Source organism: Exiguobacterium sp. s64, from assembly GCF_018618035.1.
Classification (GTDB): Bacteria; Bacillota; Bacilli; order Exiguobacteriales; family Exiguobacteriaceae; genus Exiguobacterium; species Exiguobacterium mexicanum_A.
This window is the reverse complement of the sequence record NZ_JACSLH010000013.1, coordinates 17,410-30,304: the sequence shown is the minus strand read 5'-3', so window position 1 is coordinate 30,304 and position 12,895 is coordinate 17,410. Positions and strand designations below refer to the sequence as shown.

Here is a 12,895-nt window from a genome sequence, read left to right as displayed (position 1 = left end):
ATAAAATTCTATGTTGATAAGGGGGAATTGATTTTGCAAGAAGCGATATATGAAGGACAAAATATTACATTATCTGTTTTATTAGATGGGAAAAGAGAAATTCGTGAACTGAAAAAAAGTTCGTCTAAAGGAGCGTTTCGATGCCCTTATTGTAATGAAACACTTGTTATTAAGTCTGGAGATAAACGAAAATATCATTTTTCTCACAAGAAATCAAAGTCCTGTGAACTGTCTATTGTCGCTACTGAAAGTGACAAGTACCAGGATCAGATTAAACGGGAGTCAAAACAACATTCAGTTATAAAAAACTTCATTCATGATGAACTGAAAGTTCAACAGAAATTAAATAAGGAGCTCGAAGTTGAATACGGTTTTGTAGCAAAAGCGCTTGAAAAGTGGCGTTATTATCCTGACATTATCGTAAAAAATGTGGATAAAGAAATAGCGATTACGGTGCTTACAAACGTTACACAAAATCGAGATGAAAAATTAGCTAGTCAAATTATTAAGCGGAATACATACTTTAAAGAAAAAGGACTTATACCGATTTGGTTCATTGAAAATACAGAACAATCCCTTGATTTAGATCGTCATGTGATACACCTTTGGGAAGCAGAGTTGAATCTTGCGATGAAGACTCCTGAAGATTTAATGTGGGAAACGTTGTTGAATGAAATAACGTGTGATCAATCCTTATTTGAATTATTTGATTACCATCATCAAAATACTCCGGACTCTTATAAGGTTCGAAGCCTTTACTACATCCAATCTAAAGAAGATAGTATCCAATTCTATGTTCGACGCTTTATTGAAGATAGGCAAGAAAGTCCATTCCGAGCATTTGCCTTAAATGAAGGATATGAAATCAGCCTATCTACTGCGCTGTTAACTACCCAAACTTTACAACTAAGCGATCCTCAAATCGAAATGCAGCTAAGAGATTCCTTTTTACACGCAGTGCAGCAGAAGGAAAAAGAACACATGGCGAAACAAAAAGAAATCGAAGACGCAAGTAGTACTGAATTACTAAACAAGCGCCAGGATTCATCAAACCGTCGAGATAGCTCGAAGAATTCGCTAACTAAGAGCCATTTTAGGACGGCGATTCTAGAATACATCAAAGCCTGCAGTGCGAGATTAATTAATACTGACGATGTAACAGAATATCTAGTGGCTAATGGAGCTTCAAATGAGCGTTACAATACAAGGCGCTATAAAATTTATCCAGACGTCTGTGCTTGTCTTGATCAATTAGCCGAAGAACGTATAATTGAACTCTCATCAAAAGGTGGGCAACGAAATAGAACGTATGCTGTAAAAAAAATATAAAATCATAAAACACTTTGATGGCTTAATTCAACGACACTTTAAAATGAGTCTACGGGATTCAGATGATCTGATTGAGGCATTGCTCCGAGTATATGATGAACTTGATGAAAACATGTAGGCTTCCTTGCCTTTGAAACGAGCGTGGATCACGGTCCCGGCGGAATGACGTGCAAAAAGGAACAGTAGAATATCGAACTGAACCCGGAATGACGGACGTTTGATAAAAGACTCTATTCGTTTTCGAGGATCAAATAAAATGTCAAGCCACCTATTCATCTCATAGTTGAAATGTTTAGGTGGCTTATAGTTTGTAACATTACTGAGCTTGTCTTCCATCGAAAAGTCGTTGCAGGAAAAAGTTCTCCTTCTCTGCGCGAAGACCTTCGAGATATTCTAGGTGGTCAATTTTTCGGATTGAACCGACGGAACGTTTTTTTGTCCCTGGCATTTCCGTGATGACTGCCATCACGTCGACCGTAGTCGAACCGCCAGGCATCACTAGATATCTTGCTACACTAATTTCTTTTCCTTTCCCTACATGTCCATAACGCACAACAGCTTTCCAATACGACCACTCTGTAATCTCCTGATCGGTATTCATAACATCTCATCCCTTCTTCAAATGAATTCACTTGATTGAAAGCGGAAATTCAATCACATCATTAAATTGATTGTAGAAAAAGAGTGAGAATGAGGTATGTAATAAAATTGACCAACCTTAATATTTTTATGGGACTTAGGTGTAAGTCCAACAGCCCAAAATGAACAAAAAAACCATAGCGATGGCCTTGTGTAGAATAAAGTTACGACGCAAACATTCAGACGGAGAAATCGCTATGAGCTACAACGGTTTTATCACATCCGAACACGTGAAAATGGAGACCTCTCTGGAGCTCGGGATGTCCGGTCGATTGCGAGACGCCCCCCGGCCTCTGGAGGACCGCACACGAGGCCATCGCAGACGAAGTGTTGCGCTCAATTTGATAAACCGTCATTCACTAAAGAGTAAATAAAAGTAACTTAAATCAGTTGTTATCAACGTAAAATATGAAGTGGATTATTTAACTTCAAACAGTGAAGGAGGATTTGAAATGGCCACACCTATCACAATATTTAAAAATAATCAGAAGCTAAGTGAAGAGTCGAATATTCAATTAGCAGCAACATTCTTCTCAGACCTTTTGAATATGAATAAGTCGAAATGCTTTAACGCGATTGAGAGAGGTTATACATACGACATTCCATTTTTTGATCAAGAGGATGAGTATCGCTTTGTTGCTCCAAAGGATATTGCGCTAAAGAGAAGGATTGAATTAGAAGAGAGAGATCATCATAATGCCCGTCGGATTTGGCTCATCCCAGCAAATCCGAATGAATATGACTTAGAGCGCGCATTCAGTCGGTATGATTCATTACATTGGAAACGGTCTTTCAATTATGAAAACGGAGATATCCTATTTATCTATTTATCCGGCCATATTCGGAAAGTACGTTATAAAGTTGAAGTGGTGGAAGGGATTGTGCGTTCTTCTGATGTGTTTCATAATCGCACATTTTGGAAAGATGAAGATAAGTTTGAGGATTCTAAACAATGGGACTGGTCTCGCATCCGTTTGTTAGACGAAGTAGACACTGACCTATTGTCTTTAGAATATTTGCGTGAATATGGGCTGAAAGGAAATATTCAAGGATCGATGAAGTTGACGGGAGAATTGAAAGACTACATCACTTCGTTTTTCGATAAAGATTTAACAAGTGAGTATTATCCAGACGAAGTGCCGGAATCATTAGAGGAAGGCAAACGAAAAGTCGTTGCAGTTAATACGTATGAACGTAACCCGTTCGCACGGAAGAGATGCATAGAGTACTACGGTGTGAACTGTCAAGTTTGCCAAATCGACTTCGAACAAGTATACGGTGAAGTCGGTAAAGATTTTATTCACGTCCATCACATTAAACCACTCCATGAAATAGGCCAGAATTATGTGGTGGATCCAATAAAAGACATGAGACCGGTTTGTCCAAACTGTCATGCGATGCTTCATCGAAAAGAAGGCGGTGAGTATTTAACGATTGAACAGCTGAAAAAACGAATAAAATCTAATCTAGGAGGAAATCATGATCATTTATAACGAACCGAAGTATATGTTTGTAGAGCACATTCTGGAAAAAGAAATTAGTTATATCCTTAGTAAAAATATTGAAGAAAAGATGAATCGACGCGTTAGTGCTTCCGAAATGACCTCATGGGAAAATTCACTTTCAGAAATGATGCGAGTCATTCGAGGAGAATCGATACCTGATGATGTAAATATTCTACTTGAGTTTAATTTGCCATCAACTCAAAAGCGAATTGACTTTATTATTGCGGGGAAAGACGAAGATGGTCAGAAGAATGCAGTTATTGTAGAACTAAAGCAATGGACGAAGGCGGAACTTGCTGACGGAGATGGTATTGTCCAAACTGCATTTCGCGGAAGAACCCAATCGACAGTCCACCCTTCTTATCAAGCTTTATCGTATCGACGGTACTTAGAAAATTATCTCGAATCGGTAGATCCGGCCGAGTCTGATATAACGCTTGATTCATGTGCTTATTTACATAATTATATTCGCTCAAGAAAAAATGAAGCTGAACCTTTATTAAATGATAGATACAGTCACTACTATAAAGAAGCACCAATTTATTTCAAAATGGATGATTTGCGCTTAGCTGCTTACGTCACAAAACGAGTAGGGGCTGGTAAAGGCGCAGACATTGCTAAGGAAATTGAGACCGGAAAACTGAGACCTTCAAAAAAATTAGTAGAGACGTTAAATCTGATGTTTGAAGGGAACGAAGAGTTCATATTATTGGATGAACAAAAAGTGGCCTATGAACAGATTTTAACGATCTATACTGAGCACGTGTTACATACGGACGAGAAGCACGTTGTCTTAATTAAAGGGGGACCGGGAACGGGTAAATCTGTAATCGGTTTAAATGCTCTAAAGGCACTCGTGAATGAACAGGCATTAGTCGAGTACATTACGCCGAATGCAGCTTTCCGAGAAGTTTTACGGAAAAAATTAGTAAGACAAAAAAGTATGATTGAAATTCGAGATATGTTTAAAGGTTCGGGTTCTTACGTGGATACTCAAATAAATAAAATTGACGTATTAGTTTGTGATGAGGCACACCGTTTGAAAAATCATGGACATATGCAACGGAAAATTGCAGGAGAGAATCAAGCGACTCAAATTATTCGGAGTGCGAAAATGAGTGTCTTCTTCATTGACGATGAGCAAATGATTTCAAAGAAAGACGTTGGATCATATACGTTAATCAAAGAAGAAGCTAAGAGACAAGACGCTATTATTCATGAATTAACACTAGATTCTCAATTTCGATGTGGCGGGTCAGGTAACTACATCCAATGGTTAAGCGAACTTTTTAATAATGAAGCAACGACTGAATTAGATGGATCATATGATATTCGAGTGTTGGATTCGCCACAACAATTGATGGATGAGGTTGTATCAAAACGTGATGGTCGTGTGACTGCAGGCTATGCATGGAGTTGGACGAAAGAACGAATAGATGGACAACTTGTTCCAGATGTTCAGATTCCTGAACATGATTTTGCAATGGCATGGAATGATGCAAAACGTCTGGACTGGGCCATTCATCCAGATGGAAGAGAACAAATTGGATGCATCCATACAGTACAAGGATTAGAAATGACATACGCAGGTGTGATTATCGGACCGGATTTAGGATATGATCCACAATCAAGACAATTGATTGTGCGACGGGAAGAATTCAAAGATAGCGGGGCAAGACCTGCAAAACCGAAGAAGAATGAAGTGGACGCTCTTGAAAAACTCGTGAAAAATACGTATCGAACATTAATGACTCGTGGGATGAAGGGCTGTTACGTGTATTGTTGCGATTCTGAATTGCAAAAGTATATGAAGCGGCGAATAGCCTCTACAACTATAAGCAATGAATATGAAAGTGTAACTAGAGGAATCTGACTCTAGTTACACTTTTGTTTCGGTTATGAATTTATATTGATCAATTAAGTAAACATAAACGGGTCGTGTTTGAACTGAACCCTGAATGATGGACACTTGAAAAAAGTACTTCACTTGAAATGAACCAAAAAAGTTAGACAATAAATAATTTTGTTAGGCGACCTTTAAAACCTGCGTCCGGTGTTCAACCGGGTTCAGGTTCTTTAGTCGTTTCTGGATGCGACGATGATTGTAATACTCGATATAGTGCTCGAGCCCCTGTTTGAAATGAGGCATATCCTTAAATTTCCTGAGATAAAGGAGTTCGGACTTGGGTACAGTGAAGAAGCTCTCGATGGCCACGTTGTCGAGACAGTTGCACTTTCGGGACATACATTAGGTGATACCGTGTTCGCGTAGCTTCGCCGTGAACGCTCGGAATTGGTATTGCCAGTCCTGGTCAGAATGGTGGATTGGCCTTCTATCATTGTCGAGTCTTGCGATGGCTTGGTCCAACATCTCGCTGATGAAGAGATACCTAGACTTGTCGGACATCGAATATGCGATGATCTCCCGGTTTGTCAGGTCCATCATCGGTGAGAGATAGAGTTTCTCCCCGAAAAGGTGGAATTCGGTGACATCGGTCACCCACTTCTGGTTTAGGCCTGTGGCCTGGAAATCTCGTTCGAGGAGGTTCGGTGCGATCGTTCCGACCTCTCCTTTGTAGGACCGATATTTCTTCATGCGGACGAGGCACTTGAGACCGAGCTCGCCCATGAGACGCAATACGGTTTTTGGGTCGTGCCTGAAGCCTTGGCGTTCGAGGAGCGCATGGATGCGCCGATAGCCACTACGTCCTTCGTATTCGTGGAAGAGGGTCCGGATCGCTTCCTTCACGTCCGCGTACTTGTCATCGTCCGCCAATAGTAGTAGACGCTTCGAGCCATATCTATCACCTGGAGGAGCCCTGGTACAGGATAGGTGGCCCGTAGCTCGTCGATCACTTGGGCCTTGATCAGGTTTGTCGCGCTTCCTCTTCTTGAACCAAGGCTTTCAATTTTTTTAACGTTTCGTTCTCCATCTCGAGGAACTCGACCCGTTCCTTGAGCTTCTCGACCTCCGTTATCTCTTTGGACTCCTGGATCTTCTTTCTCGGCATCGGGTCCCTCCCGTTCGTACGTCGATCGCCAGGTGGAGATCATCCCGCGAGAGGAGAACCGGTATTTCAGGGTCGTGTCCATCAAGGACAGCCCGTTGTGCGCCATATCGTTTAGTACCCTTAGTTTAAATGCCTGCGAGTGGGCTGTTTAGGACGGATCGAAGATTGTCTCTCCCCAGCGCTCGTAGAGAAGTGTCCACTCACGTACCGTCTTAAGATTTAACCCGAACGCATTTCCTAACGCAGTGTAGCCGTCTTTACCTGCCAAGTAGCGTTCAGCAATCTGTATTTTCAAGACTTTTGTAAATTTGGTCATAAAAAGACCCCATAAAAGTTGGATTTTTACGTCCGAATTTTATGGGGCAGTTCAATAAAGTTAGAGACTACATAGGTTCTAGAGGTCGTTTCTTGATGTGACGATGATTCTAGTACGCGATGTAGCACTCGACGGCCTCGTTGTCTAGACAGTTAGACATACTTTGAATGATGCCGTGTGTGTTCGCACCGCTTCGCCGTGAACGCTTAGAACTGGTATTGCCCAGCCCTGGTCAGAATGGAGGATTGGTCTTTTCTTGCTGTCGAGTCTTGCGATGGCCTGGTCCAACATCTCGCTGATGAACGGATACCTAGGCTTATCGGATATCGAATAGGCGATGATTTCACGGTTTGCCAGGTCCATCATCGGTGAGGGATAGAGTTTCTCCCCAAAAAGATGGAACTCGGTGATATTGGTCATCCACTTCTGGTTTAGGACTGTGACTTGGGAGTCTCGTTCAATGAATAAACTTTATAAGGGGCGACTAAATAAAACTTTTGTATTGCCGTAGGCAATTAGTAACCATGGAGTTATAAGCTGAGAGAAGGATCAGAAACTGTCTATAAAAGTAGTATTGTACTCAATTAAATAAATTGTATATTAATTAATATTAGCTCAGCAATCTGATAAAATAAAAGGGTGATTATAAAAACATTAGGAAGTAGATTGTTTTAGTAAAACACATGTGCTAGCAATTTTAAAGTACGCTTAAATACTGTGTCACCTGCCCCACCTGTAGTATGACTACCACCATATCTAGTACTTAGATATGTATCAGCAATTTCTTTAACAGAAGAAGGGTGGCTATCACTGTTTGTGATTACTACATCGTTTCCGTTATTTTCAACAAGGGTTATCATAGCCGCTTTAACTTCTTCCCAAATTTCTGAGCGTGTATCAGCATTATGGGGATCCATAGAATTTTCTAAATAGGTATTCGATTTTACTCTAGCTAAAAGATCGGGATTAAATATTGAAAATCTTATGGCTAAAGGAATGATCTTCTGATAATGCCCACTCAAATTTTGTGTGCCGTCTCTCCGACTAATTAATTGCATAGCATCTGGAATATCGTCATGCGCCAATTGCTCAATCATTGATAGGGTTCCAGTCACTTTAGCGTTAAATACAGGGTCCATAATAAAAATTTCCATATAATCACCTCACTAGATTTATAAATTTATTTTAGCTTTTAAAAAGTTTTATTACAAACTAAAATTTCCAAATAATTGTATGGAGGAATCAAAATGAGCGTAATCGAACCTAAAATTTTTGAAGAAATAAAAAAAGTGTTAGTTAAATTCAATAATAAATACTTTATTAACGAAGAGTTAAATAAAGCAAGTCTTTCCCAAGACTTAAGAAATTATAATGAAGAATTACTAACCGAATTATTTAAAATTCCTTTCATCAGAAAATATTATATAAAAAAAATAAATAAGGATAATTTTATGCTAATTGATCAGCTAGAGGAGGCTTTATTATACAGTAATTACTGGGACACAAGTTACACACGTTATGAAAACAGAATTGGGTTAGGCGATGAGAGTACATACATTTCGGATTCGGAAAAAATAGTATTGAATTTTCCTTTTAAAGATTGTATTTTAACTGCTTCAATGACTAAAGAAGATAAAGAAGAAGGTTATGATAATGCCTTCTTAAATGAAGTTATTGAAAAAGGAGAGATAGATCAACTGTTAGATACGAAAATATTAAAAAATATTGTTACTTATGACGAGAAAGGCAAGAAGAATAATGTAATATCTTTTGATAAAAATAAAGATAATTTAGTTCTAAAAGGAAACAATCTATTAGCGTTACATACAATAAAAAGTAAATATAATAATAGTTTAGATGTTATTTATATTGATCCTCCATATAATGTTCCTTCGTCCAATAATTCTTTTACTTATAACAATAATTTTAATCATTCTACGTGGTTAACTTTTATGAAAAACAGGTTAGAAGTATCGAAAGAAATGTTGAAACGTGAAAATGGAGTTTTGATTATTGCAATAGACGAAAATGAAGTTAGCTATTTAGGCGTTTTACTAGATGAAATTTACACAGATTATGAAAAACATCTAATTACTGTTGTACATAACCCGAGAGGGGTTCAAGGTACGAATTTTTCATATACTAATGAATTTATGTATTTTGTATTTCCAAAAGGCAAAAAAATAATTGAGAATAGAAAGTTATCAGATAGTGAAATAACCTTATCTAATTTGAGAAATTGGGGTGGGGAGTCATTAAGAGGAGATGGAAAAAATACATTTTTCCCAATTTTGATAAAAGATGATAAAATTATAGGATTTGGAGAAGTCTGCGCTGAAGATTTTCACCCTAAACAAACAGAGTATTTAAACGGAGTTTACTATGTATATCCTATTGATCCTCAGGGAGTAGAGAGGAAATGGCGTTACGCGAGACAGACTATAGAGTCTATCCAAGAAATGCTTCATGTAAAGAAACGAAGTGACGGTAATTTTGAAGTAATGATTGGTAAGGATTTTGGACAATATAAAACTGTATGGCAGTCGAATCTTTATGATTCAAGTGTCCATGGAAAGCAACTTCTAAAGAAATTAGTCCCAAACGCCAATTTTTCTTTTCCAAAATCGGTTTACGCTGTTTATGACGCCCTTTATGCAGTTGTAAAAAATAGAAAAGAAGCCCTTATTTTAGATTTCTTTGGAGGTTCAGGCACAACCGCTCATGCCGTTCAAATGTTAAATTATGACGATGGCGGTAATAGGAAATTTGTTTCAATAGAGCAAATGGATTACATTTCAACGGTTCAAGTTCCTCGTTTATTAGCAGAAGATGACAAGAAGCGTAATGATGGTTTCGTCTACGCAGAATTATTCCCGAAGAACATGGGATATTTTAAAGAAATTATAAAAAGTAAAAACTCGGAAGAATTAAAAGCAGTATATGAAAGAATGTTAGATAATAGTCCTTATAATATTGAGGCTGATATCGATTATAGAGCTGATTTATCAAAAATTGATTGGACTAGAAATTTTAACGATAACAAGCGACTTCTACTAAAAATCTTAGATAAAAACGGCCTCTATTTTAATTATTGCGATATTGAAGATGAATTTGTTAAAGAATTCTTAACAGAAGATGAGTTTAAATTTAATAAAATTTTTTATGAAGGGGTTGAGTTAATTGACTAAAAAAAAAGATATGGAATTAAAATTTCCACTCATAAATAAATTCGTCCTTAAAGAGGAAACTTTATTTGAACAAGAATCTTTTTATGACATACCCAGTTATATTACAGAAAACTTAAAGCATAATTTAAGATATTATCAAAAGTCAGCATTACGGTATTTTCATTATTCTCAGTCTAGCGAAGAAGATGAGAATAAAAATCATGTTCTTTTTAACATGGCAACTGGGAGTGGAAAGACAGATTTGATGGCAGCTCTTATTTTGTACTTGTTTAAAGAGAGAAATTATCACAACTTTCTTTTTACCGTGAATACAAACTCCGTATTAGAGAAAACTATAAAAAATTTAGTTGATAAAAATAGTGGAAAATATTTGTATAGTCAAAGAATTTTGATTGAAGAAAATCAAATAAACTTCAAAAAAGTAGAGAAATTCCCTTTGAAACCTGAAGAAAATACTATATATATTAAATTTTCCACAGTCCAAAAAATAGCTGATGATTTATTTGTAATTAAAGAAAATAAGATGGGGATTATTGATTACGAAAAACATCCAGTAGTAATTTTAGCCGATGAAGCCCACCATTACTCTGCAAATACCAAGAAAGAAAAAAATGATGAAAATACTTGGGAGACAGCAATAAACAGAGTCTTAAATGCTAGAAGAGATGAAGATTTGGGAAATATTCTTTTAGAGTTTACTGCTACAGTGGATTTTGAAAAAGAATCTATATATAACAAGTATAAAGAAAAAGTTTTATATAGATATCCTTTAAGTAAGCTAATGTTTGATAAATACTCGAAACAAGTAAGGAGAATTGAAACTTCAGCAGAAGATACGGAAAAAATGCTTAATGCCGTTTTACTCTCTCAGTATCGCAAATATACTGCCTATGATTTAGGTATTACAAACTTTAAACCTATTATACTTTTTAAATCTTCGAAAGTTGCAGTATCACATGACTCAAATAAAATATTCAATCAACTAATTGAGGATTTGACCCCATTGAATCTAATGGAGTTTGTCAAAAAACAAATTCTTAGAGAAAGTGGCGAAGACACTGCTCTAAAACTATCTTACGAATACTATTTGAAAAATGAAGAAAAAATTTCGAATATAATCAGGGATATAAAAAGAGATTTTGACAAACGTAATGTTATAAATGCTAATGACGCAAGTGGAAATATGTTAGAAAAAGGTCAATTTGAAATGTTGAATTCTTTAGAAAACCCAAATAATTTGTATCGTGTAGTATTTGCTGTAGCAAAATTAACTGAGGGATGGGATGTATTAAATCTTTATGATATTGTGCGTATTGAAAAGGAAGCACCGACTAACAAAAATGCAACTATGGTAGAAGCGCAGTTAATTGGACGGGGCGCTCGGTATTATCCTTTTTCACTAGAAGATCAAAAAAGCTATAAACGTAGATTTGATGACGATTTCTCTCATTACTCGTTAATTTTAGAAACTTTACACTATCACACTATGAATGAACCACAATATTTAAAACAACTAATAAAATCTCTAAAAGAAATTGATCTGCCAACTGGGAAAGAATTGAAAAATCATCTTATTGAAATAAATGTTAAGCCTTCGTTTAAAAATACTGAAATTTTTAAAAAAGGTAAAATTTACTATAATTCAACTATTGAAGTCAAAGAAGAATATTTTGATTCATTAAGTAAATATGGTATTAATCATAAAATTGAAATTGAGAGAACATTAAATTTAACTTCGAATGAATCTGGATATCTTGAAACTAAATCAACTACAGAATTCAAAAGTATTTTCATTAGAAAGTTTAATGTTAGATATATAAAAAAAGCTATGAGGAAAATCGAATTCTATAAATTTTCAAATTTAAAGCTTTTTGTCCCTAATATAAAATCTTTAAATGAATTTATTTATAGTAATAGATGGTTAAATGCAGATAACTTAAAATTAATTCTTCGCGTCCCTAATAATTTTGCGGATTCAGATGTAGCACCGAACGACATTCTAAAAGTCACACTAGAGTTTTTGAAAGAATATGAAAATAAAATTAAGAAAGGTTATTTGAAAAAAAGAGGTACTAATAAATTTGTTGGCTATGAAATTGATGAGTATGTTACAAATTACCGTAAAAGAATTCCTCAGTATGATACGCTTCACAACGACAGTAGTTTTATTAATCAAGAAGTGGCTATATATGATATGTCTGGGCCCGAAAATGATTTTTACGTGTACGATAAGGCCGTTGTAAATAAGCTAGAATATAGCTTGATTGAAAGAATTAAAGCGAATATCGAAAGTATTAGACGTGTATATGGAAAGTCCTTTTATCTTATTAGGATGGATGAGAATATGCATCGTGAATCTGTTAAAGGTGAAAAATTAAAATTGCATCAATTTGGAAAGAGATTACGTAGTGATGGAAGTAAGGCGGATGTATCATTACAAGGATTTCAGCCAGATTTTCTTCTTTTGCTAGAAAATGAAAATGTTTATTTTCAGATTTTTATAGAGCCTAAAGCAATTGATGGTTCTCGTTACCCATACGAATTGTGGAAAGAAGATCTATTGTTATATATAAACGAGTTTAATTCTGAAATTGAATTTGAAGACGTTTCAGAACATATTGAAATAAGAGGATTAAGATTCTTTACTAGTAATGATGGTAAACAATCTATAAAACAGTTAAGAGAGATTGTATTGGGAGCGCAGTACGAAGAGTGTATGAATGAAAAGAAAAAAATTGCAGCTGAATATGACACGTTTAAAGAGTGGTTATAATTGAATATAAAAACACAAAAAATCCCATTTAATTATTAGTAACGAAAATGGGATTTTTCTATTATTTATTTTTTCGGTCTTTCAAACTTTAAAATGTTCAATTTACGTGCACCTAAAAATACAAGAATATTGCT

At 36.0% G+C, this 12,895-nt stretch carries 12 protein-coding genes; 5 read left to right on the top strand and 7 right to left on the bottom strand.

Features of this window, described 5'->3' with window-relative positions:
* The first annotated feature begins 33 nt into the window (after positions 1-33).
* Positions 34-1,329 carry a competence protein CoiA family protein gene (locus KNP64_RS13760; protein ID WP_214793996.1) on the top strand — a complete coding sequence of 432 codons (1,296 nt, stop codon included), beginning with the start codon at positions 34-36 and terminating at the stop codon, positions 1,327-1,329.
* Positions 1,330-1,645: 316 nt separating this feature from the next.
* Here the strand turns inward: KNP64_RS13760 and KNP64_RS13755 are convergent, their stop codons facing one another.
* On the bottom strand, positions 1,646-1,930 hold the full coding sequence (locus KNP64_RS13755; RefSeq protein ID WP_214793993.1) for a hypothetical protein: 285 nt from the start codon (positions 1,928-1,930) through the stop codon (positions 1,646-1,648).
* Between the two features lie 490 nt (positions 1,931-2,420).
* Here KNP64_RS13755 and KNP64_RS13750 point away from each other — a divergent pair, with 490 nt between their 5' ends.
* Positions 2,421-3,461: an HNH endonuclease gene (locus KNP64_RS13750; RefSeq protein ID WP_214793990.1), complete on the top strand. Its 1,041-nt coding sequence runs from the start codon at positions 2,421-2,423 to the stop codon at positions 3,459-3,461.
* The gene (locus tag KNP64_RS13745; RefSeq protein ID WP_214793987.1) at positions 3,448-5,346 is read left to right on the top strand and encodes a DUF2075 domain-containing protein; all 1,899 of its coding nucleotides are present in this window, start codon (positions 3,448-3,450) and stop codon (positions 5,344-5,346) included. The genes KNP64_RS13750 and KNP64_RS13745 overlap by 14 nt, the downstream gene beginning before the upstream one ends.
* 153 nt (positions 5,347-5,499) lie before the next feature.
* Here KNP64_RS13745 and KNP64_RS15015 read toward each other — a convergent pair whose 3' ends face one another.
* The 6 genes from KNP64_RS15015 to KNP64_RS13715 form a co-directional block, all read right to left on the bottom strand.
* Positions 5,500-5,718: an IS3 family transposase gene (locus KNP64_RS15015; RefSeq protein WP_371815361.1), complete on the bottom strand. Its 219-nt coding sequence runs from the start codon at positions 5,716-5,718 to the stop codon at positions 5,500-5,502.
* Positions 5,719-5,721: 3 nt separating this feature from the next.
* Positions 5,722-6,249, bottom strand: a complete 528-nt coding sequence (locus KNP64_RS13735; protein ID WP_214793981.1) for an IS3 family transposase — start codon at positions 6,247-6,249, stop codon at positions 5,722-5,724.
* A gap of 91 nt (positions 6,250-6,340) precedes the next feature.
* Positions 6,341-6,484: a hypothetical protein gene (locus tag KNP64_RS13730; protein WP_214793978.1), complete on the bottom strand. Its 144-nt coding sequence runs from the start codon at positions 6,482-6,484 to the stop codon at positions 6,341-6,343.
* A gap of 148 nt (positions 6,485-6,632) precedes the next feature.
* On the bottom strand, positions 6,633-6,800 hold the full coding sequence (locus KNP64_RS13725; protein WP_214793975.1) for a helix-turn-helix domain-containing protein: 168 nt from the start codon (positions 6,798-6,800) through the stop codon (positions 6,633-6,635).
* A 144-nt stretch (positions 6,801-6,944) separates the two neighbouring features.
* Positions 6,945-7,220 carry a DDE-type integrase/transposase/recombinase gene (locus KNP64_RS15010; RefSeq protein ID WP_214793972.1) on the bottom strand — a complete coding sequence of 92 codons (276 nt, stop codon included), beginning with the start codon at positions 7,218-7,220 and terminating at the stop codon, positions 6,945-6,947.
* A 251-nt stretch (positions 7,221-7,471) separates the two neighbouring features.
* Positions 7,472-7,954 carry a hypothetical protein gene (locus tag KNP64_RS13715; protein WP_214793969.1) on the bottom strand — a complete coding sequence of 161 codons (483 nt, stop codon included), beginning with the start codon at positions 7,952-7,954 and terminating at the stop codon, positions 7,472-7,474.
* Between the two features lie 93 nt (positions 7,955-8,047).
* Here KNP64_RS13715 and KNP64_RS13710 point away from each other — a divergent pair, with 93 nt between their 5' ends.
* Together KNP64_RS13710 and KNP64_RS13705 are read left to right on the top strand one after the other, a co-directional pair.
* Complete coding sequence (locus KNP64_RS13710; RefSeq protein ID WP_251126463.1) at positions 8,048-9,988, top strand: DNA methyltransferase; 1,941 nt, start codon at positions 8,048-8,050, stop codon at positions 9,986-9,988.
* The gene (locus tag KNP64_RS13705) at positions 9,981-12,761 is read left to right on the top strand and encodes a DEAD/DEAH box helicase family protein (protein WP_371815360.1); all 2,781 of its coding nucleotides are present in this window, start codon (positions 9,981-9,983) and stop codon (positions 12,759-12,761) included. Before KNP64_RS13710 ends, KNP64_RS13705 begins: the two co-directional genes overlap by 8 nt.
* The last annotated feature ends 134 nt before the right edge of the window (positions 12,762-12,895 follow it).

Bases quoted from the DNA above. Each gene is read 5' to 3' on its own strand.
- KNP64_RS13755 (WP_214793993.1), bottom strand. From the start codon at position 1,930: ATGAATACCGATCAGGAGATTACAGAGTGGTCGTATTGGAAAGCTGTT.
- KNP64_RS13750 (WP_214793990.1), top strand. From the start codon at position 2,421: ATGGCCACACCTATCACAATATTTAAAAATAATCAGAAGCTAAGTGAA.
- KNP64_RS13725 (WP_214793975.1), bottom strand. From the start codon at position 6,800: ATGACCAAATTTACAAAAGTCTTGAAAATACAGATTGCTGAACGCTAC.
- KNP64_RS15015 (WP_371815361.1), bottom strand. From the start codon at position 5,718: ATGTCCCGAAAGTGCAACTGTCTCGACAACGTGGCCATCGAGAGCTTC.
- KNP64_RS13715 (WP_214793969.1), bottom strand. From the start codon at position 7,954: ATGGAAATTTTTATTATGGACCCTGTATTTAACGCTAAAGTGACTGGA.
- KNP64_RS13730 (WP_214793978.1), bottom strand. From the start codon at position 6,484: ATGCCGAGAAAGAAGATCCAGGAGTCCAAAGAGATAACGGAGGTCGAG.
- KNP64_RS13710 (WP_251126463.1), top strand. From the start codon at position 8,048: ATGAGCGTAATCGAACCTAAAATTTTTGAAGAAATAAAAAAAGTGTTA.
- KNP64_RS15010 (WP_214793972.1), bottom strand. From the start codon at position 7,220: ATGACCAATATCACCGAGTTCCATCTTTTTGGGGAGAAACTCTATCCC.
- KNP64_RS13745 (WP_214793987.1), top strand. From the start codon at position 3,448: ATGATCATTTATAACGAACCGAAGTATATGTTTGTAGAGCACATTCTG.